This window comes from Pseudomonas sp. FW300-N2F2 (genome assembly GCF_017351655.1).
Classification (GTDB): Bacteria; Pseudomonadota; Gammaproteobacteria; order Pseudomonadales; family Pseudomonadaceae; genus Aquipseudomonas; species Aquipseudomonas fluorescens_AA.
In genome coordinates, this window is record NZ_JACNDQ010000001.1 from 1,752,351 (window position 1) to 1,774,537 (window position 22,187).

The window sequence follows — 22,187 nt, forward strand, 5'->3', positions numbered from 1 at the left end:
GCGCCGCGCTGCACGCCTGTCAGGCAACTTCTTGCCGTTTTATCCTTCGGCCTGTTCCTACACGCCCAACGCAGCCCTGCACTCATCAATGGAACGCTGTTGCGTCTGGGCGTACAGCCCCAGCTCATCGATGGTCGCTCGCCCCAGCGCCGCTTCGAAGGCCTGGCGATTGGACTGCCCGGCGTAATGGCTCTGGGCGGCATCGCCGAGGTTCGACTGGAAGATTCCGGCGGCGCTGACCGGCAGGAAGTCTTCGTACACCAAGGGCTCGGCGCGCAGGTACTGCTGTTCGAGCAAGTGTTCCAGGGACGCGGCTGGTTCGAGGTCGCCCTTGGCGGCGAGGCCCTTGGGCGTCGGGAAGTAACGGAAATACGCCAATGCCTGTTGGCGCAGTTCATCGTGGTTGTCCGGGAATGCGACAAAGTGTTCGGCCATCAACGCGTTGTAGCGTTCGGCGTTGGCTTCGTTGGGAAACGCCCCCAGCGCCTCGCGTGCGGCGTTCAGCAATTGGTCGTAGAGCGCGCGGCCCTTGGGCGTGAGCGCGGCGCCGCGTTGTTCGATTTCGCCGAAGCGGGCGCTGTGGCTGCCTTGGGCCTGTGGCTGGTCGGTGAAGGCGACGGGTTCGTCGAGTGCCTTGAAACTGGTCTGGCGCAACAGGATTGGACATTGGCGACGGGGTGGGCCTTCGATCACGGCCTTGGGAGTAATGCCATGCACGGGCATCCGCGCCTGGACGATGTCGATGTCCAGGGTGCGCGGCGTCAGGTGATTGATGTGCGGGCCCTTGAACGCCACCACGTCGGCGATCAGGCGATGCTGGGCGCTCAGTTGCCGGTACTGTTCGGCGGTGACGGTGGCGCTGTGGTGCCAGCGGAAGGTTTCCAGGGCCTGCAGGACGAAGTCCTCGGCCTGGGCTTGCGTCAGGCCACCCTGGCGCTCGGCCAGGTCAATGAGCTCCAGGGCGGCGGGGGTGAAGATCTGCCGTTTGGCCAACACCGACTCGGCAAAGGCCCGCAGTTCGGAATTCTCGACCAGTTCCAATCGCAGCAGCGAGGTAAACACTCGGAACGGGCTCACCTGCAACGCGCTTTCATGCACGGCGCGAAACGCTGTGGAATGCACCGGCACCCCGGCCGGCGTGAGGTCGTAGTAGCCCACCGGCTGCATGCCCATGACCGCGAACAGTCGCCCCAGGGTCGCCAGCTCGGCGGCGGTGCCGACACGGATCGCGCCGTGGCGTTCCAGGTCCAGGCGCTCGAGTTCGCCAGTGCTGCGCAGGTGTGCGGCCAACTGCGGTTGTTCGCTCAGTACCTGGGCGTTGGTGTGTTCCACCAGCTTCATCAGGGCGCCATACAGGGGCACCTCGTCGCGGTACATGTCGGACATCGCTCTGGAGAAGCGTTGGCGGATCAGGTCGGGGCTGACGAAGCTCATCGTGAGAGTTCCTGGCGAGGGCTGTGGGAAAGTTGAACGAAAGATCGCAGCCTTCGCCGGCCCCGGCAAACGAAGAATCTTCAGGACTTCATTCTGCCAGGGACTGATCCACCAGCTCGATCCAGTGCCGCACGGGCGTGCGACCGGCGCCGTCGAGGTGGTTCTGGCAGCCGACGTTGGCCGTGACAATCATCTCCGGCTGACCGCTTTCCAGGGCATTGAGGCGGTTGTCGCGCAACTGCCGCGCCAAGGCCGGCTGGGTCAGCGAATAGGTGCCGGCCGAACCGCAACACAAATGGCCGTCGGGCACCTCGGTGAGGTTGAAACCCAGCCGCGTCAACAGCGCTTCGATGCTGCCGCCGAGTTTCTGCGCATGCTGCAAGGTGCACGGGCAATGGACGGCGATGCGCTGGTTCCTGGCCGCGCAGATCTGTTCCAGCGGTTCGTTGCCGAGCACTTGCACTAGGTCCAGCGCTCGTTCGCTTACCTGCTTGGCCTTGGCGGCATAGGCAGGGTCATGCTCCAGCAGGTGCCCGTAGTCCTTGATGAAGGCGCCGCAACCGCTGGCGGTCTGGACGATGGCTTCGGCGCCGTTCTCCATGTGCGGCCACCAGGCGTCGATGTTCTGTCGGGCGCGGTCCAGTCCGGTGGCCTGGGCATCGAGGTGATAATCCAGCGCACCGCAGCAGCCGGCCTGCGCACAAGGGACCACGCTGATGCCGAGTCGATCCAGCACTCGCGCTGCCGAGGTGTTGGTGTTGGGCGACAGGCCTGGTTGCACGCAGCCTTCGAGCATCAACACCCTCCGCCCGTGGCGCAGCGGTGGGCGGTCGCTGTGGGAGGGGGCGGGTTGGGGCAACTTGGCGCTCAGGTTTGTCGGCAGCAACGGACGGAAGACCGCGCCGAGGCGCAGCAGGGCCTTGAACCGTTCGGGACTGACGGCCAGGCTGCGCAACCCCAGGCGCAGTGCGCGTTGGCTGGCGGGGCGCGGCACGGCTTGGTCGACCACCGCCCGGCCGATATCCAGCAGGTTGTGGTAATCCACGCCGGACGGGCAGGTGGTCTCGCAGTTACGACACGACAGGCAGCGATCCAGGTGCAACTGGGTGCTGGCTGTCGCCGGCTGGCCTTCGAGCACTTGCTTGATCAGGTAGATCCGGCCTCGTGGGCCGTCCAGTTCATCGCCGAGCAATTGGTAGGTGGGGCAGGTGGCATTGCAGAAGCCGCAATGCACGCAACTGCGCAGGATCCGTTCGGCTTCTTCGGCCCGGGGCAGGTTTTTGCTTTCCTCACTGAATCGAGTCTGCATAGCTAGAACTCCGGGTACATTCGACCAGGGTTGAACAGTCCCTGGGGGTCGAGCTGGGCCTTGAGTTGCCGGTGATAGCGCAGCAGCGCCGGGGCCAGTGGCTGGAACGGTGTGTCGCTGGCACCCTGGCGATAGCAGGTGGCATGGCCGCCCACTTCATGGGCCAGGGCTTGCACCGTGCCGGCCTCGGTTTTCAACCAGCGTTGCGCGCCCCCCCAATCGATCAGTTGAGCGCCGGGCAGGGTGAGGGGGCCGGTATGGTTGGGCAATGACAGGCGCCACAGCGGCAAGCCTTCGTCGAAAAATGCCAACCGATGTTCATTCAGTGCCGTCCAGTATCGATCGTCGATCACCTCGCCACCAAAACGTTGATGAGCGGCACTGACCGAGCCTTCGCCCCCCTCCAGGCGCAGGTGCAGGCAGTCGCCGTCATGGCTGGCGGCGCTGATGGGCAGGGGCTGGCGGCCCCATTCGGCGAGTGTCTCCAAGGCTTCGGCGCTGCCCAGTTCCAGGCGGATGCTCAGGCTGTGACGGGGCTTGGGCAGGACCTTCAAGGACACTTCGGTGATCACCCCCAGGCAACCGAAACTGCCGGCCAGCAGGCGCGAGAGATCATAGCCGGCGACATTCTTCATCACCTCGCCGCCGAAACGCAGCACGGTGCCGTGGCCGCTGATCAGGCGCGTACCCAGGACGAAGTCGCGCACCGAACCCGCCCAGGGGCGACGCGGTCCCGACAGCCCGGCGGCGACCATGCCGCCGACCGTGGCGTCGTCGCCGAACGCCGGCGGTTCGCAGGGCAGGCGTTGCCCGGCGGCCTCCAGGGCAGCGAGCAGTTCCCGCAGCGGGGTGCCGGCCCGCGCCGTGATGACCAGCTCGGTGGGGTCGTAATGGACGATGCCACGGTGCACGCGGGTGTCCAGTACTTCGCCGGCCACTTCCCGCCCCAGGAACGCCTTGCTGTTCGAACCCTGGATGCGCAACGGCGTGGCGTTGGCCCGTGCGCGACTGACCTGTTCGAGCAACAGGTCGCTGGCGTCCTGGTCGGCTTCGCGGCTCATCAGAAACGCTCCAGTTCGGGAAACGGCAACTGCCCGCCATGGATGTGCATGGCACCGAACTCGGCGCAGCGCTGCAGGGTCGGGATGTTCTTGCCGGGGTTGAGCAGGCCCTGAGGATCGAACGCCGCTTTTACCGCGTGGAACAGGTTCAGTTCGTCGCTGTTGAACTGCGTGCACATCTGATTGATCTTTTCCCGGCCAACCCCGTGCTCGCCGGTGATGCTGCCGCCCACCTGGACACACAGTTCGAGGATTTTCCCTCCCAGGGTTTCGGCGCGCTCCAGTTCGCCGGGCTGGTTGGCATCGAACAGGATCAGTGGGTGCATGTTGCCGTCGCCGGCATGAAACACATTGGCGACCCGCAGGCCATACTCGGCGCCCAGGCTGGCGATGCGTTGCAGCACCTCGGGCAGGGCGCGTCGGGGGATGGTGCCGTCCATGCAGTAATAATCCGGCGCCAGGCGCCCCACCGCCGGGAAGGCGTTCTTGCGCCCGGCCCAGAACCGCAGCCGCTCGGCCTCGTCCCGCGCCTGGCGCACCTCGGTGGCCCCGGCCTGCTCCAACACCTGACGGACCCGTTCGCAGTCGTCATGGACATCGGCCTCGACCCCGTCCAGTTCGCACAGCAGGATCGCTTCGGCGTCCACCGGATAGCCAGCGTGGATGAAATCCTCGGCGGCGCGGATCGCCAGGTTGTCCATCATTTCCAGGCCGCCGGGAATGATGCCGGCGGCGATGATGTCGGCCACCGCCCGCCCGGCCTTGTCCACCGAATCGAAACTGGCCAGCAGCACCTTGGCGACCTGGGGCCGGGGCAACAGCTTGACCGTCACTTCGGTGATCACCCCGAGCAAGCCTTCGGAGCCGGTGAACAGCGCCAGCAGGTCCAGGCCCGGCGAATCCAGGGATTCGCTGCCCAGGGTCAGGCGTTCGCCTTCGACGGTGAGGATTTCCAGCTTCAACAGGTTGTGCACCGTCAGACCGTACTTGAGGCAGTGCACGCCGCCGGCATTTTCCGCGACATTGCCACCAATGGAACAGGCGATCTGGGACGAAGGGTCCGGCGCGTAATACAGCCCGAACGGCGCCGCTGCCTGGGAGATCGCCAGGTTGCGCACACCCGGCTGAAGCCGTGCGGTACGGGCGTCGGGGTCGATGTGCAGGATCTGGTTGAACCGCGCCATCACCAGCAACACGCCACTGGCCAGGGGCAGGGCACCGCCGGACAGACCGGTCCCGGCGCCCCTGGCGACCACCGGGACGTTCTGTTCATGGCAGAGCTTGAGCAGCGCTTGCACCTGCTCGACCCGCCTGGGCAAGACCACCAGCATGGGCGTGGTGCGATAGGCCGACAAGCCATCGCACTCGTAGGGCTTGAGGTCTTCCTCCCGGTGCAGGATGTCCAGGTCTGGAATCTGTGCCTGGAAGGCTTGCAGCAGGGCCTGTTTGTCCACCTTCGGCAAAGGGCCGTCGAGGTGTTCGTCGTAGAGGATGTTCATGGAGTCGATACCCCTCAGTCGCCACGAATCCTTGTGGAACGAGTTTGCTCGCGATGGCGGTGGGTCAGCTTGCATCAGTGTTGCATGTGTCGCCGCTATCGCGAGCAAGCTCGCTCCCACATGGGGTTCATGTTGTTTTACGCATCGCTGTCACTGGCCCAAACCCTTGAGAAAGCCACGGTACAGCGCAGCGGTTTTTCCCGGTTGTTCGATCATGGGCAGGTGGCCGATCCCGTCCCAGATTTCCACGCGCAAGTCCGCGATGCCCTTGCTCCACACCGGCACGCTGCTGACATCGATCACCCGGTCCTGGCGGCCCCAGAGCAACAGCGAAGGGGCGCGAATGTCGGTCAGGTGGGGCTCCATCGACGGGCTGGCGCGAAAGTCGGCGTAGATCTCCGCCAGTTCTTCGCGGTGTTGTACATAACGCTCGGCCACGGCCGCCATCACCATGCCCGGTACCCAGGGCGGCGAGGCCATGGTCATTGCATAGAACGGCATGAACTCCTCCTGCGAATGCACCAGGGACGGGTTACGACCGGCGGCCAGTTGGCGGTCCATGTCGCTGGGCTGGGGGGAGGTGACGCCGGCCGGATTGAGCAGCGCCAGGGTCAGCACGCGGTCAGGCGAAGTGGCCGCCAGCCACGCGGCGAGATGGCCCCCCATGGAATTGCCGATCACATGGACCTTGTCCAGGCCGCAGGCGTCGAGCAACTCGATGATCCGCCGGGCCTGGGTCGGGATGTCGTAGCCGCCGCCGGCCTTGAAGCCGGTTTCGCCATGGCCGGGGAGGTCAGGGATCACCACCCGGTAATCACCGACAAAATGCCGGGCAACACGCAGCCAGAGGTTCTTGTCGCCGCTGTAGCCGTGCAGCATCAGGATGCTGGCGGACGCTTCATAAGGCCCGCCCTGCCAGGTCGACACGGTCATCTCGCTGATGGGCACGGTGATTTTGCGTAACCGGTAAAGGCGTGCCTCCAAGGCCATGCTCATGTCGTAGATCACATGGCCGATGCCGGGATACGTCAACCAGCTCCAGGCGATAAGTACAGCAAGAACTACCAACAACACCAGCATGTTTTGCCCTCCATGGGCTGCGACAGAATGTGATCAAACGGATCAGTCGGTGATAAGTGAAGCTTAAACCCGCAACATCGTTACCCAGGGGCCTCCTTTCGGAAGGCTTACGGATTTCCTTGTCATATATAGCCAAGATCCCAGCAGAGTCTCGCATTTGAATGTGAATAAATACCCCTGCATCAGTGGTGGCTATTTGATGCCGCCCTGATAGACTCCAGGCAACCCCATCCCGATGACTCGGGAACCCGCGGTGCAGAGGCGTCCATGCAAAAACCGGGAAAAAAGGGACTGACGTTGGCCAGGAGGCTCTATGTATCGCGCGCCCTGGGCCTGACGCTGGGGTTGTTGCTGGTCAGCGCCGCGCTTTATCCCCTCGATCCGGCACCCTGGGTCTGGGGCTTCATGCTGTTCAACGGCCTGCTCTGGCCGCACCTGTCTTATTGGTGGGCCCGCCGCAGCGCGGTGCCTTACCACGCCGAACACCGCAATCTGTTGATCGATGCTTTTCTCGGCGGCTTCTGGGTCGTGGCGATGCAATTCAACCCGCTGCCCACGGCCGTCACGCTGGCGATGATGGCGATGAACAACGTCGCCATCGGTGGCCTGCGTTTCCTGCTCGTTGGGGTGATGGCTCAGGTGGCAGGCATCGCCGTGGGCACGGTCATCTTCCCGCTGAGCAGCGTGCCCATGACCAGCCCGGCGCAGATCTACGCGTGTCTGCCGCTGCTGTGCCTGTACCCGATGGCGCTGGGCTGGATCTGCTTTCGCCAGGCCTACACCCTGGGCCGGCAAAAATCTGAATTGCTGGCCCTGAGTCGTACCGACAGCCTGACCGGGTTGCTGAACCATGGCGCCTGGAAAGATCGCCTCAACGAGGAGTTCCAGCGTTGCGTGCGCCAACCAGCGGACGGGCCGCCCCGTGGCGCGATTGCACTGATCGACATCGACCATTTCAAGATCATCAATGACACCTACGGCCATGGGGCTGGCGATATCGTGCTGCGTCAGCTCGGCAAGCTGCTCAGGCAGAACCTGCGCTCCGCCGACATTGTCGGGCGTTATGGGGGCGACGAGTTTGGCGTGATTCTGCCGGACCTGACCCAACACAACGCGGTGCAGGCCATGGACGGTTTGCGCGAGCGCTTCGCGACCCTCAGCTACGAGCGGGACCCGGCGCTGAAAGTGAGCCTGAGTATTGGCGTCGCGGTCTTCAACCCGGCTTATGCCGACGCGACCCTCTGGCTCGACGATGCAGACCAGGCGCTGTACGAAGCCAAGACCAGCGGGCGCAACCGAGTCATTTGCCACCGCCATCGACCGGTGTTGGAAGCGTCGACCGTTTCTGTCTGAGATGGCCTCTTGCTGCCTGGAGCCTTGGTTCATTGTCGGGTAGGGTGCCCATGGCACTCTCTCGATACGGAACAAGGATGAAATCATGACGATAACCGCTGTTCGCTCCCGTCTGGCCGTCAGCCTCGGCCTGAGCCTGGCCCTTGGCGCCTTCACCCCCATGGCCTTGGCGCAACCCCATCAACAAATCCTGAGCGATGCGCAGCAGTACAAGGGCGAGGCCCTGAAGTTGCTGGAGCGCCTGGTGAATATCGACTCCGGCTCCGGGTATGTGCCGGGGCTGACCCAGGTCGGCGACATTGCCATCGACGAACTGAAAAAGTTGGGCGCGACCATTGAGAAGGTGCCGAACTCGGACGGTACCCAGCACATCCTGGCGACCCTCAAGGGCACCGGTAAAGCGAAAATCCTGCTGATGGCCCACATGGACACGGTGTTCAAGGAGGGCTCGGCCGCCGAACGCCCGTTCCATATCAAGGATGGCCGCGCCTACGGGCCGGGAGTGATGGACGACAAGGGCGGTATCGTCGCGGGGATCTACGCCTTGAAGGTGCTCAAGAACCTGGACTTCAAGAACTATGCGCAGATTACTTTCCTGCTCGACGCCAGCGAAGAAACCGGCTCGGACGCCGCCACCGACCTGATCAAGAAAACCGCCAAGGCCCATGACGTGACCCTCAACCTCGAACCGGGTCGCCCGGCCGACGGCCTGGTGGTATGGCGCAAGGGCAGTGCCACGGCGCTGGTGGAGGTCAAGGGCAAAGCGTCCCACGCCGGCGTCGCGCCGGAACTGGGGCGCAATGCGGCGATGGAAGCCGCGCACCAGATCTTGCAACTGGGCAAGCTCGGCGACGCGGAAAAGAAAACCACCATCAACTTCACGGTGATCAACGCTGGCGACCGGACCAACGTGATTCCCGACCAGGCGAGCGCCAAGGCTGATGTGCGGGCGGCGGTGCCGGAAGAATTCGACCGCATCGAAAAAGACCTGGCCCGGGTCTCGCAGGACAAGTTGATCGCCGACACCGAGGTCACCACCAGCCTCAAGCGCGGTCTGCCACCGATGCCCCAGACGGCGGAGTCGGACCGGTTGATGGCCATGGCCCAAGGCATCTATGGCGAACTGGGGCGCAAACTCACCGAGGAAGGCAGCGGCGGCGCGGCGGATGCCAGCCTCTCGGCGGGTGTCGGCACGCCGACGCTGGATGGCTTTGGCATCGTCGGCGGCAACATTCATACGCCGGAGGAATATGCGGAAGTCGAGAGCGTGGTGCCGCGGATTTACCTGTTGTCGCGGATGATCATGGAGTTGGCGGGGCGGTAACGCACCATGCCGTAACCTCGAACGCCTCGAAACCTTGCTCGCGAAAGCGATCTGTCTGTCGATCAAGTGTTGGCTGACAAACCGCCTTCGCGAGCAAGCTCGCTCCCACAGGGAAATGCGCTATGTCGACGGACGCGCTTCGACGTTGTCCAGCGCGCGGTTTGCCAGTTGTCCACTCAATTCGATCAATTGCTGGATGCCCAGGGCAATGTGGCGCCTTGAGCCTTCCAGGTCGAAGGCCAGGTCGCTGAGCATGGCGTTGGCCGAGGCCAGGGTTTCGCTGAGGTTGGCGAGCAGGGATTCGGTGTCGACACCGTTGATGACAGTGAAGAGTTGGCCGGGATCAGCCTCGGCTTTGGTGGTCTTGGGCTTGAGGTAGTAGTCGAGGGCGCGGTCGGCGGCTTTGTCGAACGCTTTTGAGTTGGCTGGATCGGTGTCCGGCGGGTTGGGTGTTGGTTTGAACATAGATGAAACTCCAGATAAGAAATTGGAGCCATCACTCTCGCTACCAAACGAAGGGTGGTGGCCATACGAAGGTTGGTAGACCGGTTACCTGGCAACCCGGCGCGTCCGAGAACGCCCTGCGCATGACCACCATAAAACAGAGGACGTAGAAGCCCCTTGCATCAGGATGCACGTGCGCCAGGAAACCGGGCTACCAAACCCGATCGCTGATTCGTCAGCGACCCGGAAACGATAAAACCTGGCCTCAAGGCGTACAAGCCGGCTGATTCTGGCGTAGTTGTAGGCAATGGCGCAAGGCGACGGAGCTTGGTCCTACGCCGAAGCCAGCGCGATAAACGCTGAGCTTTTGTGGCGAGGGAGCTTGCTCCCGCTCGGCTGCGCAGCAGTCGTAAAACCGGCTGGCGCGGTGTGGCTGGAAAACCGCGCCAACCGGTTTTGGGGCGGCTGCGCTACCCAGCGGGAGCAAGCTCCCTCGCCACAAAAGCGGGTGCGCTTTTTGATGGCGTCGTTCTAGTACACCCAGACCTCCACCCGTCGATTCCGAACCCGCCCTTCATCCCCGCTATTGGCCGCCACCGGCATCAAGGCGCCGAACCCGCGTACTTCCCGCAACGCCACGCCGTATTTGACCAGTTCACGGCGCACCGCCATGGCTCGCAGTTTGGACAGCAGGTCGGCCCGCGCCGGGTCATCCTTGGCGTCGCCAAAACCTACCAGGGTCACGCGTCGGTCGGCTTTGCCGTGCTGCTGTATATAGTCGAGCACGCGGCTCAGGTCCTGGTGGGCCTTGTTGTCCAGGCTGGCGCTGCCTTCTTCGAAGCGGAAATTCACGGTCAAGCGTTGGGCGTGGCGGCTCAGGGCCTGGTAACCCTCGGGCATCAGTGCATTCGGCGTGACGGCCATGGCCTGGACGGTCTGGGCGATAAACCCGTTCGCCGCGACGATGGCCTGGCCTTTGTCGCTTTGGGTAAACGCCACCAATGCCTCGGCCCACGGGTTGGTGCCCCAGGGGGGCAAATAGAAGAACAGGCGCCGGGAGAGTGGGTAGTCTTCGGTGGCGATCAAGTGGTTGAGCGGCAGCATGGGTTGGGAGGCACCGTCGACAATGGCCAGTGCCTTGGCCTGGCGCACGTAGGGCAAACCGATGAAGCCGATGCCTTGCGGGTCCTGGCTGACCGCGTCGGACAACTGTTCGCTCGACTCGAAGCGCCGCGCGGCAGGATCCAGCCGTTTCCCCTGTCGGCTGAGGACCAGTTCCTTGAAGGTGTCGTAGGTGCCGGACTGTTCATCCCGGGCATACAAATGAATCGGCCCGCCGGTTCCGCCGACGGACTCCCAGGTTTTTGCCTCGCCGCTGAATATCCGCGCCAGTTGCACGGTATCGAGTTGGCGTAGCGGGTTGGAGGAATGAAGGATGATCGCCAGGCCATCAATGGCGATGACCTGCTCGGCGGCAGGACTTTTCAGGTCGCCGAGGGACGACAATTCCTTCAGTTCACTGTCCTTGATTGGCCGGGAAGAGGCCGCCAGGTCGGCGCTGGCCTGCTTGAGGGCGGTGAAACCGGTGCTGGAGCCGTGGGCCGCGATGTCGACTTCCACCCGCCGGCCATCGGCGGTCAGGCCGACGATGCGTTGCTCGTTGTCGCGCCCGGTGATTTCGCTGCTGACCCTGAGCAGGCCCTGATCTTCCATCAAGCCTCTGACCAGGGCCGGCCCCAGCGCCGCACCGATGGTATTGGAGCCCTGGAGGCGCAAGGCAGGGCCTTGTTCGGGAATGGGCAAATTGCCGGCCCATGCTACGAACGGCAGCCAGAGGCCCATGAAAACCACAACACACAGCCGCATGCCGGCACCTTCTGAACCCGAGGAAGTGCCGGAAGATTAAGTCAGTCAGGTTACTGAAAGGTGACAGGGGTGCGACGGAGCACCGAAATCCAATGTGGGAGCGAGCTTGCTCGCGATGGCGGCGGCACATTCAAGATCAAATGTGACAGCTGGATCGCTATCGCGAGCAAGCTCGCTCCCACAGGGGGGGACGCAATCAGCTCAACTGCAACCAGATCGGCGCATGGTCCGACGGTTTTTCCATGCCCCGCAGCTCATAGTCCACGCCAGCGTCCTTGACCCGCGGCAGCAGGCCGTGGGAGGTGAGGATCAGGTCGATGCGCAGGCCGCGCTTGGGCTCGTCCTCGAAACCGCGGCTGCGGTAGTCGAACCAACTGAAACGGTCGGTGACGTCCGGGTTCAGGTGGCGGAAGCTGTCCACCAGGCCCCAGTTCTTCAGGCGGGCCATCCATTCGCGCTCTTCCGGCAGGAAACTGCATTTGCCGGTTTTCAGCCAGCGCTTCATGTTGTCCGGGCCGATGCCGATGTCGCAGTCTTCCGGGGAGATGTTCACGTCGCCCATCACCACCACCGGCTGGTCGTTGCTGAAGCGGCTTTCCAGCAGTTGCTGCAAATCGTTGTAGAAACGCTCCTTGGCCGGGAACTTGGTCGGGTGGTCACGGCTTTCACCCTGGGGGAAGTAACCGTTCATGATGGTCACCGGTACGCCGTTGGCATCGGCGAAGGTGCCCCAGATGAAGCGCCGCTGGGCGTCCTCGTCGTCACTTTCGAAGCCTTTGTACAGGCTCAGTGGCGCCTGGCGGGAGAGCAGGGCGACGCCGTAGTGGCCTTTTTGCCCGTGGTAATGCACGTGGTAACCCAGGGCCTGCACCTCGGCCAGGGGGAATTGTTCGTCGTGAACCTTGGTTTCCTGCAGCCCGATCACATCCGGCTGGTGCTTCTCGATCAGCGCCGCCAGCTGATGGGGGCGGGCGCGCAGCCCGTTGATGTTGAAGGAGACGATCTTCATGGTCGGCTGTCCTGGCAAAACTGCGATGCTAGCTGACATGTGGGAAGGGAGCCAGCGTGGCAGTAGGACAAATGCGCTGCTAATGTCCTTTGCATGTAGGAACGATCACGACCCCATCGGGTTCGTACTCATAAGAGCAGGGCCTCATCGAGCCTCGCCCCAGGAGATCCAACACCATGCCTGAAACCGCCACCGCCACCGCCATCGCTGACGTCCATATGCTCGACAGTGGTTATTCCCGTGAAGCCCGTTCGTTGCTGTACCAGGCCTATCGCCATGAGCCTACCTTCAGCTACCTGTTCGAATCCGAGCGTCCTGGTTATGAACAGCGGGTACGGGCCACGGTGCGCGAGCTGGTCAAGCAGCATTTTCTCCAGGACCTGCCAGCCATCGGCCTGCTGGTCAACGACCGCCTGATTGGCATCGCCCTGATCGCCCCGCCGCAGCGGCGCCTGGGCATCACCGAAAGCTGGGCCTGGCGCCTGCGCATGGTCTTGAGCACCGGTTTTCGCTGCACCCGGCGCTATCTGGAGTACCACGCGGCGGTGCTGGCCTGCCTGCCGTCGGATGCAGTCCATGTATTGCCGCTGCTGGGGGTGCACCCACAGTTCCAGGGCAAGCATTTCGGCGAGCAGTTGCTCGAGGCGGTCCATAACTGGTGTGCGGTGGACGAGCATTCCCAAGGGGTGGTGCTGGACACCGGAAACCCGCGCTACCTTGAGTTCTATAAACGCCAGGGATACGAGGAAATCGGTGAAGTCGCGGTAGGACCGATCCGCGAGCATGTGTTCTTCCACGCCAACCCGCAGATTCTGCAAAGCGCAACGGCATAGTCGGGCGAACTTTTAGGAAATGTCCGGCTCTATCAAGCACCTACGCTCGTGATAGCATCCGCGCCATGAATCTCCCAGGAAGAATGACCCGTGGCGCGCTCTTGCTGTCCTTCAGCTGCGCGGCACTGGCAAACAGTGAATTGGAAGTACGCGTCCAGCCGTCCAATGATGAACTCAAGGCCAACGTCGAAGGTTACATCGGTGGCGTGGGGGACCGTGACGAGGAAGCCTTGCTGCGCTTCAGTCGCGGCGCCGAGGAACAGGCGCGCAAGGCCGCCCAGGCGCTGGGCTACTACCAGCCGCAGATCGACAGCGAGGTCAAGGGCGGCAAGGATCCACGGCTGGTGCTGACCATCGACCCCGGCGAGCCGGTGCACCTGCGCAACGTCACCGTGCGCATCGATGGGCCGGCGGCTTCGCTCAAGGCTTTTCGCGTGCCCGGCAATGCCGCGCTGAAGCCCGGCGCGGTACTCAACCATGGTCGCTATGAAGACGCCAAGCGGGTGATCCAGAACCAGGCCTCGCGCTACGGTTATTTCAGCGGTCGTTTCACCCAGCAGAAACTCCTGGTGGACCCCCAGGCGGGCATCGCCGACATCGAACTGGTCTACGACAGCGGTCCGCGCTATGCCTTGGGCCCGGTGAGCTTCGAGGGCGACACGCCGTTCGACGAAGACCTGCTGCAACGCATGGTGCCGTTCAAGGCCGGTACGGCGTACGACTCCGAGCTGATTGCCGAACTCAACCAGGCCTTGCAATCGAGCGGCTATTTCGAAGGCGTTCGGGTGGATGCGGCCCCCACCGCCGCCACCAACAATGTCATTCCGGTGGCGGTCAAGCTCGATACGCGCAAGCCGCGCACCATGGGCCTTGGCCTGGGCTTTTCCACCGATGTTGGCCCCCGGGCCAAAGCCAACTGGACGCGCCACTGGGTCAACCCCCAGGGCCACAGCTATGGCTGGGAAGCGGAAGTGTCGGCGCCCCGGCAAAACGTCGGCCTGTGGTACGACGTGCCGCTGGACCCGCCGCTGACCGACAAGATGCGCTACGCCGGCGGTTATCAATATGAAGAACTGGCCGGTACCGACAGCCTCAGCAAACTGCTCACCGTGGGCCCGGAATGGCACAGCAAGTTGCCCAGCGGCTGGCAGCGGGTGGTGTCGCTCAAGTGGCAGCGCGAGGAATACCGCCTCGGCGACGATGCGGGCCTGAGCACGCTGTTGATGCCGGGCGTGAGCTATTCCTATCTGCGCAGCGACAACCGCATCGACCCGCACAACGGCTACCGTTTGCAGTTCGACACCAAGGTCGCCAAGGAAGGGCTGGGTTCGGACAATAACCTTGTATACGGCACCGCCATGGTCAAGGGCCTGACCACGGTGTTCGACAAGCATCGCTTGCTGGCGCGGGCGCAAATCGGCGGCAGCGCCACCAATGGCTACAAATCCATTCCACCGTCCCTGCGCTTTTTCGCCGGTGGCGACCAGAGCGTGCGGGGTTACGACTACCAGAGCCTGTCGCCGGAAAACTCCGAGGGCGACCGTATCGGTGGTCGCTATATGGTCGCCGGCAGCCTCGAGTATCAGTATTCCATCGCGGAAAAATGGCGAGTGGCGACGTTCATCGACCAGGGCAACTCCTTCAACAGCCTTGAGCTGCCGAGCCTGAAGACCGGCGTGGGGGTCGGCGTGCGCTGGGTGTCGCCGGTGGGGCCGATCCGCCTCGACCTGGCCCATGCGATGGACGATGAAGGCGGTATTCGATTGCACTTTTCCATGGGGCCTGAGCTGTGAAGCGTGGTGTGAAGATAACGCTGCTGGCCCTCGCCGGGGGGCTGCTGGCGGTCGTGCTGGCCTTGAGCGCGGTGCTGGGCACGGCATTTGGCAGCCGCTGGGCCCTCGGCCTGGTGCCGGGGCTGGCCGTGGAGAATTTCCAGGGCCGGCTGGGCGGGCAGTGGAGCGCCGATCACCTGCTGTGGCAGCAGGGCGACAGTCGGGTGGCGTTGGATCGAGTGATATTCGCCTGGTCGCCGTTGTGCCTGGCGCGCATGACCCTGTGCATCGAACAGCTCAAGGCCGACCAGATCGCCTTGCAGTTGCCCGCCTCGACGGATGAGCCGAGCAGCGGCCCGATCAGCTTGCCGGACCTGGACTTGCCGCTCGCGATCGAATTGGGCGATGTGCAAGTCGGCAGCCTGTCGTTCAACGGCAGCGAGCAACTCAAGGGCCTGCAATTGGTTGCCCACTGGACCGCCGAGGGCCTGCAGATCGACTCGGTGCAGTTGCAGCGCGACGAGCTGGGCCTGAAGCTGTCCGGCTTGCTCAAGCCCGGCGGCGACTGGCCGTTGAATGCCGAAGGCCGGTTGACCCTGCCAGCACCGGGTGCCACGCCCTGGGCCCTGGACCTGAAAGTCGACGGCAACCTGCTCAAGACCCTCAACCTCAAGGCCGACAGTAGCGGCTACCTGCAAGGCCAGTTGACCGGTGAGCTGCAACCGCTGGCGGACAACCTGCCCGCCAAGGTGCGCATCACCGCCGACGGTTTCAGGGCCAGCGCCGAGCTGCCGGACACGCTGTTGCTCAATCAGTTGGAATTGACCGGCGAAGGCGATCTGAAAAAAGGCTATCAATTGCTTGGCAAGGCGACGTTGCCCGCCGAAAAAGGACCAGTGGCATTGCTGCTGCAAGGCACCGTGGACGCCAATGGCGCACGGATCGCCGGCCTGGATCTGGACGCCGGCAATCAGCAAAGCCTGAAACTCAGCGGGCAAGTGGACTGGCGCGACGGCTTGAGCGCCGAGGCGAAAGTCGCCTGGCTGGATTTCCCCTGGCATCGCCTGTATCCGCTGATCGACGAGCCGCAAGTGACGTTGCGCAGCTTCAATGGCGAAGTCTCGTACACCGATGGCAACTACCTGGGCAATTTCCAGGCCGCGCTGGACGGCCCCGCCGGGGCGTTCAGCCTGGACAGCCCGTTCAGCGGCAACCTGACGCAAATCCATCTGCCGCAACTCAAGCTCGCCGCGGGGCAGGGCAAGGCCGAAGGACACCTGAGCCTGCAATTTGCCGACGGCATTGCCTGGGACACGGCGCTGCAACTGTCGGCCATCAACCCGGCGTATTGGCTCGGCGAGCTGCCCGGGACCCTGGCCGGGCCGTTGCGCAGCAAAGGCGCGATGAAGAACGACCGCCTCGAGCTCGACGCGGACCTGGATCTCAAGGGCAAGCTGCGCGGCCAACCGGCGCTGTTCCAGGCCAAGGCCAGTGGTGCCGGCGAGCAGTGGAACCTCAGCGCGCTGGACATCCGCCTGGGGGATAACCGCATCAATGGCACCGGCAGCCTGCAACAGAAACTCACCGGCCAGATCGACATCAAGCTCGCCCGTCTTGCCCAGCTCTGGCCGCAATTGCGCGGCCAGGTCGTTGGCCGGGTCGATGTCGCCGGCACGCTCAAGGCGCCCCAAGGCAAGCTTGGTCTGCTAGGCACGCAATTGGCGTTGCAGGACAATCGCCTGCAAAGCCTGAACCTGGACGCGACCCTCGACAGCGCCCAGCGCGGCAAGCTCGACCTCAAGGCCAGCGGCATCCGCGCCGGCGAAACGTCCCTGGGCGCGCTGACCGTCAGCGGACAGGGCGACATCAAACGGCAAACACTCAACCTGGAGTTGCAAGGGCCGCAACTCGACACGACCCTGGCGCTCGACGGCGCCCTCGACCAGGGCAATTGGCGCGGACGCCTGGCCAGCGGCGAGGTGCAGGCCGGCGGTCAAGCTTGGCGCCTGCAAGCCCCGGCGAAACTGGAGCGCCTGACTGATGGCACGTTTAACGTCGGCGCTCATTGCTGGCGTTCCGGTGAGGCCAGTCTGTGCGGTGAAGACCAGCGGCTGATGCCGGAGCCGAAGCTGCGCTATCACCTCAAGCAATTCCCCATCGACAGCCTGGCCCAGTGGATGCCCAAGGATTTTGCCTGGCAGGGCCGGCTCAATGCGGACCTGCAACTGGACCTGCCGGCGAGCGGCCCGAATGGCCGGATCCTGGTGGACGCCAGTGGCGGTACGTTGCGCATCCGTGACAAGGCCGGGGACAAGGCGCAATGGCTGGACTTCCCCTACCAGACCTTGACGCTCAATAGCCGCCTGACCCCCAAGCGCATTGACACCGACCTGAATTTCGTCGGCGCCAAGCTCGGCGAGCTGGTGCTCCAGGCGCAAATCAATCCGCTGCCGGCCAGCAAGCCCTTGAGCGGTTCGTTTCGCCTGACCGGCCTGGACTTGTCCGTGGCCCGGCCGTTCGTGCCGATGGTGGAAACCCTCACCGGTCACCTGAACGGCAGCGGGACGTTGTCGGGTGGTTTGCTCGCACCCCAGGTCAACGGCAACCTGGTGCTCAGCGACGGCGAAGTCTCCGGCCCGGAACTGCCGATCAGCCTCGAAGCCCTGCAGGTGCGGGCGATGATTGCCGGTGAAACGGTACGGCTCGACGGTGCCTGGAAAAGCGGCAAGCGCGGGCAGGGCAGCCTGACCGGGAACATCGGCTGGGGCGAAGCCCTGACCCTGAACCTGGCGCTCAAGGGCTCGCAACTGCCGGTCACCGTCGAACCGTACGCGGTGCTCGATGTCGCCCCGGACCTGAACATCACGATGCAGGGCGAGCAGCTTTCCATTGCCGGCAAGGTCCTGGTGCCCAAAGGCGAGATCACCGTCCGCGAACTGCCACCGTCCACCGTCAAGGTGTCGGATGACACGGTGATCGTCGGCCACCAGACCGAGGAGGGCAAGGCGCCGATAGCCATGGCGATGGACATCGACGTGATCGTCGGCCAGGACAAACTCGCGTTCTCGGGGTTCGGCCTGACGGCCAACGTCCAGGGGCAGGTGCACATCGGCGACAACATGGACACCCGCGGTGAACTGTGGCTCAACGACGGCCGCTATCGGGCCTACGGGCAACGACTGACGGTGCGCCGGGCCCGGCTGCTGTTCGCCGGGCCCATCGACCAGCCCTACCTGGACATCGAAGCGATTCGCCAGACCGACGATGTGATCGCCGGCATCCGCTTGAGCGGCAGCGCCGAGCAACCGACCACGCAAATCTTCTCGGAGCCGGCCATGAGCCAGGAGCAGGCGTTGTCCTACCTGGTACTGGGCCGGCCGCTGAGCACCACGGGCGAGGACAACAACATGCTCGCCCAGGCGGCGCTGGGCCTGGGGCTGATGGGCAGCTCGGGCGTGACCAGCAGCCTGGCCAATAACCTGGGCATCGATGACTTCCAGCTCGACACCCAAGGCAGCGGCAACACCACCAGCGTGGTCGCCAGCGGCAACCTCTCGGAAAAACTCAGCCTGCGCTACGGCGTCGGCGTGTTCGAACCGGCCAACACCATCGCCCTGCGCTACAAGCTCAGCAAGAAGGTGTACCTCGAAGCCGCCAGCGGCGTCGCCAGTTCGCTGGATATCTTCTACAAGCGCGATTTCTAACCCCCTTCCCCCAAACCCCTGTGGGAGCGAGCAAGCTCGCTCCCACAGGGATGTCTGCATTTTGTCTGCTGGTGAGTAGCAAGCTAACTATTTGTTTGACATTTGCTGCCTAAGCAGTAATATCTCGACATACATTCACTGCCTAGGCAGCAAACGGTGCTCAGATGAAGCATTTCACCCCAGACGAATTTCACAATTGCCACCTCGGCATGCTGCTCGGCCGCGCCGCGCTGCTCAAGGACCGGATCATCGACACCCACATGGAGCCCGTCGGCATTACCGCCGCACAGTTCAAGGTGTTGATCATCATGGCCCAGCACGGCATCGACACACCGGTCGAGCTGTGTCGCTACCTGTCCCTGGACAGCGGCTCGATGACGCGGATGCTCGATCGCCTGGAGCAGAAAGGTTTCCTGGTCCGCCAGCGCTCGGCAGAGGACCGGCGCCAGGTGCAATTGGTACTGACCGAAGCCGGCCAGGCCCTCGCTGATCGCCTGCCGTTCATTGGTGCCGACGCCATGAACCAGTTGGCCGGCGCCATCAGCCGCGAGGAGCTGCAAACCCTCGAAAACATCCTCAAGAAAATACTGCTCGCTGCCGGTGATCCCATCACCGTGTTGCGATTGGGGGAGAAATGAAACGTCAAACCTTGCGTACCCGCTTGAGCCTGGTGCTGTTGGCCATGAGCCTCGCCGGTTGTGCCAGCTACAGCGGCCTGAAGACCGAAGGCGTCAGCCTCGAGGCCAAGAGCCTCCAGGCTGGACAGTCCCTGACCGGGGTCACGCTGTCGCCGGCCGCGTGGCCGAAAAACGACTGGTGGAAAAACCTCGGTGATCCGCAGCTCGACGGCCTGATTCGTGAAGCCCTGCGCGACAGCCCGGACATGCAGGTCGCCAGCGCCCGGGTCCACCAGGCCAGTGCCGCGGCCTATGCCGCCAACGCGGCGCGCATGCCGACCCTGGATGCCAGTGGCAGCGTCAGCCGTTCGCGTCTGGCCCGTGACCAGGATCCGCAAGGGCAGGGCGGGGCATACAGCACCCTGCGTTCGCTGAGTGTGGACTTCAACTACAACTTCGACCTCTGGGGTGGCCAGCGTGCCGCCTGGGAAGCCGCCCTGGGCCAGGCCCGCGCCGCCGAGATCGATCGCCAGGCCGCGCAACTGACCCTGGCCGCCGACGTGGCCCGGGCCTACAGCGACCTGGGCCAGGCCCACATCATTCATGACCTGGCCGCCGAAGACCTCAAGCGCACCCGGCAGATGCTCGACCTGGGCAAGCGCCGTCTCAGCGCCGGGATCGACAGCGAGTACCAGTTCCAGCAGACCGAAAGCCTGGAAGCCAGCGCCGATGCGACCTTGATCGACGCAGAAAAACGCCTGCAAAGCGCCAAGATCGCCCTGGCGGTGTTACTGGGCAAGGGCCCGGATCGCGGCAATGAAATCGCCCGGCCCAACGTGCTGCAAGCCAGCGCGGTCGCCTTGCCGTCGAACCTGCCGGCCGAGTTGCTGGGCCGTCGTCCGGACCTGGTCGCGGCGCGCTGGCGGGTCGAGGCGGCCAGCAAGAACATCGAGGCCGGCAAGACCAACTTCTACCCCAACCTCAACCTGAGCGCGGCGGCGGGGGTGCAGTCATTGCTCGGCGATGCGATGTTCGGTTCGGCCAGCCGCTTCTTCAACGTGGCGCCCACCGTGTCGTTGCCGATCTTCGACGGTGGCCGCCTGCGGGCGGACCTGGATGCCCGGGACGCCGATTACGACCTGGCGGTGGCGCAGTACAACAAGAGCCTGGTCACGGCCCTTGGCGATGTCAGTGACACCATCAACCAGTTGCGCGACATCGCTCGCCAGATCGGTGCCCAGCAACATGCCACCGACATCGCACAGAACTCTTACGACACCGTGGTCCAGCGCTACGGCTCGGGCATCGGTAATTACCTGGACGTGCTGAGCATCGAGCAGCAATTGCTCCAGGCCCAGCGCCAACTGGCGAACCTGAATGCCGAGCAGATCGATTTGTCGATCCAACTGATGCAGGCCCTGGGCGGTGGTTTCGAAGCCCAGACCCTGGCGGCGGCCACGCCGACCCCTGCCACGCCGATCCACTGATTCGAGGTACTTGTCATGGCGACTGCCGAAACGACTCAATCCGAAAATACACAAGACAGCGGCAACCCACGCAAGCGCAAGGTGATGCTGCTGGCACTGGCGCTGATCGTCATTCTCGCGGGCCTGGGTGTGTGGGGCTGGCATGAACTGTATGGCCGCTGGAGCGAAAGCACCGACGATGCCTATGTGAACGGCAACGTGGTGGAGATCACACCGCTGGTTACCGGCACGGTGGTGAGCATCGGTGCCGATGACGGCGACCTGGTGCGTGAAGGCCAGGTGCTGGTGCAGTTCGACCCGAACGACGCCGAAGTCGGGTTGCAAAGTGCCCAGGCCAACCTGGCCCGGACCGTGCGCCAGGTGCGTGGCTTGTACAGCAACGTCGATGGCATGCGGGCGCAGGTCAATGCCCAAGAGGCCGAAGTGCAGAAGGCCCAGGAAAACTACAGCCGACGCAAGAACCTGGCGGCCGGCGGAGCGATTTCCCAGGAGGAACTGTCCCACGCCCGGGATGACCTGACCTCGGCGCAGAACGCCCTGGCCAATGCCCGGCAACAGCTCAAGACCACCAGCGCCTTGGTGGACGATACCGTGGTGTCGTCCCATCCCGACGTGCAAGCTGCCGCCGCGCAATTGCGCCAGGCCTTCCTGACCAACGCCCGCAGCACCTTGATCGCGCCGGTCACCGGCTACGTGGCCAAGCGCACCGTGCAACTGGGCCAACGGGTGCAGCCGGGCACGGCGTTGATGGCGGTGATTCCGCTGGATCAGCTGTGGATCGACGCCAACTTCAAGGAAACCCAACTGCGCGACATGCGCATCGGCCAGCCGGTGGACATCGAAGCCGACCTGTACGGCAGCGATGTGAAGTTCAGCGGCACCATCGACAGCCTGGGCGCCGGGACCGGCAGCGCGTTTGCCTTGCTGCCGGCGCAGAACGCCACCGGTAACTGGATCAAGATCGTCCAGCGGGTGCCGGTGCGCATTCATGTCAACGCCGAAGAACTGGCCAAGCATCCGCTGCGAGTCGGCCTGTCGACCCAGGTCAGCGTCAACCTGCATGACCAGAGCGGCCCGGTGTTGGCCCAACAGCCACCGCAGAAAGCCTCGTTCAGTACCCAGGTCTATGACCGGCAGTTGGCCGAGGCCGACGCGATGATCACCCGCCTGATCCACGACAACAGTTCCGCGGCGAGCAAAACCGCGCAGCGCTGATCAGTTGTGGGAGCCGAGCTTGCTCGCGATAGCGGTATGACCGGCTACAGAGATATTGACTGCAAGGGCCTCATCGCGAGCAAGCTCGGCTCCCACAGGTTTTGTGTCCTACCCACTGAGTTCAGGCAACTCTGGATCCAGTGGGAGCAAGGCTTGCCCGCGATTGACTCTCTTCGCTTC

Annotated in this window: 16 protein-coding genes; 8 read left to right on the forward strand and 8 right to left on the reverse strand. The window is 63.9% G+C overall.

What is annotated here, in order from left to right; translation table 11 throughout:
- Positions 1-57: 57 nt before the first annotated feature.
- The 5 genes from J4E63_RS07965 to J4E63_RS07985 all read right to left on the reverse strand — a co-directional run bounded on the left by J4E63_RS07965 (position 58) and on the right by J4E63_RS07985 (position 6,383).
- Entirely contained in the window at positions 58-1,434 is a 1,377-nt protein-coding gene (locus J4E63_RS07965; protein WP_207281583.1) for a VOC family protein, read from the reverse strand.
- A gap of 88 nt (positions 1,435-1,522) precedes the next feature.
- Positions 1,523-2,743 carry a glycolate oxidase subunit GlcF gene (gene glcF, locus J4E63_RS07970; RefSeq protein WP_207281584.1) on the reverse strand — a complete coding sequence of 407 codons (1,221 nt, stop codon included), beginning with the start codon at positions 2,741-2,743 and terminating at the stop codon, positions 1,523-1,525.
- A 2-nt stretch (positions 2,744-2,745) separates the two neighbouring features.
- The gene (gene glcE, locus J4E63_RS07975) at positions 2,746-3,804 is read right to left on the reverse strand and encodes a glycolate oxidase subunit GlcE (RefSeq protein ID WP_207281585.1); all 1,059 of its coding nucleotides are present in this window, start codon (positions 3,802-3,804) and stop codon (positions 2,746-2,748) included.
- A complete protein-coding gene (glcD, locus tag J4E63_RS07980; RefSeq protein WP_207281586.1) occupies positions 3,804-5,303 on the reverse strand; it encodes a glycolate oxidase subunit GlcD in 1,500 nt (499 codons plus the stop codon). The genes glcE and glcD overlap by 1 nt, the downstream gene beginning before the upstream one ends.
- A gap of 150 nt (positions 5,304-5,453) precedes the next feature.
- Entirely contained in the window at positions 5,454-6,383 is a 930-nt protein-coding gene (locus J4E63_RS07985) for an alpha/beta fold hydrolase (protein ID WP_207281587.1), read from the reverse strand.
- Between the two features lie 267 nt (positions 6,384-6,650).
- Between J4E63_RS07985 and J4E63_RS07990 the strand changes: the two genes are divergently transcribed.
- Positions 6,651-7,736, forward strand: a complete 1,086-nt coding sequence (locus J4E63_RS07990) for a diguanylate cyclase (RefSeq protein ID WP_207281588.1) — start codon at positions 6,651-6,653, stop codon at positions 7,734-7,736.
- 85 nt (positions 7,737-7,821) lie between these two features.
- Positions 7,822-9,060, forward strand: a complete 1,239-nt coding sequence (locus J4E63_RS07995) for a M20/M25/M40 family metallo-hydrolase (protein ID WP_207281589.1) — start codon at positions 7,822-7,824, stop codon at positions 9,058-9,060.
- A gap of 120 nt (positions 9,061-9,180) precedes the next feature.
- On the opposite strand, the gene J4E63_RS08000 is transcribed toward J4E63_RS07995, so the two are convergent.
- The 3 genes from J4E63_RS08000 to xthA form a co-directional block, all read right to left on the reverse strand.
- Positions 9,181-9,525 (reverse strand): DUF6124 family protein, encoded by a 345-nt coding sequence (locus J4E63_RS08000; RefSeq protein WP_207281590.1) that lies wholly within the window; start codon positions 9,523-9,525, stop codon positions 9,181-9,183.
- A 510-nt stretch (positions 9,526-10,035) separates the two neighbouring features.
- Entirely contained in the window at positions 10,036-11,370 is a 1,335-nt protein-coding gene (locus J4E63_RS08005) for a substrate-binding domain-containing protein (RefSeq protein ID WP_207281591.1), read from the reverse strand.
- A gap of 196 nt (positions 11,371-11,566) precedes the next feature.
- Positions 11,567-12,379, reverse strand: a complete 813-nt coding sequence (gene xthA / locus J4E63_RS08010) for an exodeoxyribonuclease III (RefSeq protein WP_092255344.1) — start codon at positions 12,377-12,379, stop codon at positions 11,567-11,569.
- Positions 12,380-12,555: 176 nt separating this feature from the next.
- Here xthA and J4E63_RS08015 point away from each other — a divergent pair, with 176 nt between their 5' ends.
- From J4E63_RS08015 to J4E63_RS08040, 6 genes are all read left to right on the forward strand, one after another.
- Complete coding sequence (locus J4E63_RS08015; protein ID WP_207281592.1) at positions 12,556-13,212, forward strand: N-acetyltransferase; 657 nt, start codon at positions 12,556-12,558, stop codon at positions 13,210-13,212.
- 65 nt (positions 13,213-13,277) lie between these two features.
- Entirely contained in the window at positions 13,278-15,005 is a 1,728-nt protein-coding gene (locus tag J4E63_RS08020; RefSeq protein ID WP_207281593.1) for an autotransporter assembly complex family protein, read from the forward strand.
- Positions 15,002-18,688 carry a translocation/assembly module TamB domain-containing protein gene (locus tag J4E63_RS08025; RefSeq protein ID WP_207281594.1) on the forward strand — a complete coding sequence of 1,229 codons (3,687 nt, stop codon included), beginning with the start codon at positions 15,002-15,004 and terminating at the stop codon, positions 18,686-18,688. Before J4E63_RS08020 ends, J4E63_RS08025 begins: the two co-directional genes overlap by 4 nt.
- Before the next feature lie 164 nt (positions 18,689-18,852).
- Positions 18,853-19,326, forward strand: a complete 474-nt coding sequence (locus J4E63_RS08030; protein ID WP_207281595.1) for a MarR family winged helix-turn-helix transcriptional regulator — start codon at positions 18,853-18,855, stop codon at positions 19,324-19,326.
- Entirely contained in the window at positions 19,323-20,792 is a 1,470-nt protein-coding gene (locus J4E63_RS08035) for an efflux transporter outer membrane subunit (protein WP_207281596.1), read from the forward strand. Before J4E63_RS08030 ends, J4E63_RS08035 begins: the two co-directional genes overlap by 4 nt.
- 15 nt (positions 20,793-20,807) lie before the next feature.
- Positions 20,808-22,007, forward strand: coding sequence for an efflux RND transporter periplasmic adaptor subunit (locus J4E63_RS08040; protein WP_192260054.1), 1,200 nt, complete (start codon positions 20,808-20,810; stop codon positions 22,005-22,007).
- Positions 22,008-22,187 lie beyond the last annotated feature (180 nt).

What these genes read in the sequence shown, in the direction of transcription:
- J4E63_RS08015 (WP_207281592.1), top strand. Translation starts at nt 12,556, where the DNA reads ATGCCTGAAACCGCCACCGCCACCGCCATCGCTGACGTCCATATGCTC.
- J4E63_RS08020 (WP_207281593.1), top strand. Translation starts at nt 13,278, where the DNA reads ATGAATCTCCCAGGAAGAATGACCCGTGGCGCGCTCTTGCTGTCCTTC.
- J4E63_RS07995 (WP_207281589.1), top strand. Translation starts at nt 7,822, where the DNA reads ATGACGATAACCGCTGTTCGCTCCCGTCTGGCCGTCAGCCTCGGCCTG.
- J4E63_RS07985 (WP_207281587.1), bottom strand. Translation starts at nt 6,383, where the DNA reads ATGCTGGTGTTGTTGGTAGTTCTTGCTGTACTTATCGCCTGGAGCTGG.
- J4E63_RS07965 (WP_207281583.1), bottom strand. Translation starts at nt 1,434, where the DNA reads ATGAGCTTCGTCAGCCCCGACCTGATCCGCCAACGCTTCTCCAGAGCG.
- J4E63_RS08040 (WP_192260054.1), top strand. Translation starts at nt 20,808, where the DNA reads ATGGCGACTGCCGAAACGACTCAATCCGAAAATACACAAGACAGCGGC.
- J4E63_RS08030 (WP_207281595.1), top strand. Translation starts at nt 18,853, where the DNA reads ATGAAGCATTTCACCCCAGACGAATTTCACAATTGCCACCTCGGCATG.
- J4E63_RS08005 (WP_207281591.1), bottom strand. Translation starts at nt 11,370, where the DNA reads ATGCGGCTGTGTGTTGTGGTTTTCATGGGCCTCTGGCTGCCGTTCGTA.
- glcD (WP_207281586.1), bottom strand. Translation starts at nt 5,303, where the DNA reads ATGAACATCCTCTACGACGAACACCTCGACGGCCCTTTGCCGAAGGTG.
- glcF (WP_207281584.1), bottom strand. Translation starts at nt 2,743, where the DNA reads ATGCAGACTCGATTCAGTGAGGAAAGCAAAAACCTGCCCCGGGCCGAA.
- J4E63_RS08000 (WP_207281590.1), bottom strand. Translation starts at nt 9,525, where the DNA reads ATGTTCAAACCAACACCCAACCCGCCGGACACCGATCCAGCCAACTCA.
- J4E63_RS07990 (WP_207281588.1), top strand. Translation starts at nt 6,651, where the DNA reads ATGCAAAAACCGGGAAAAAAGGGACTGACGTTGGCCAGGAGGCTCTAT.
- xthA (WP_092255344.1), bottom strand. Translation starts at nt 12,379, where the DNA reads ATGAAGATCGTCTCCTTCAACATCAACGGGCTGCGCGCCCGCCCCCAT.
- J4E63_RS08035 (WP_207281596.1), top strand. Translation starts at nt 19,323, where the DNA reads ATGAAACGTCAAACCTTGCGTACCCGCTTGAGCCTGGTGCTGTTGGCC.
- glcE (WP_207281585.1), bottom strand. Translation starts at nt 3,804, where the DNA reads ATGAGCCGCGAAGCCGACCAGGACGCCAGCGACCTGTTGCTCGAACAG.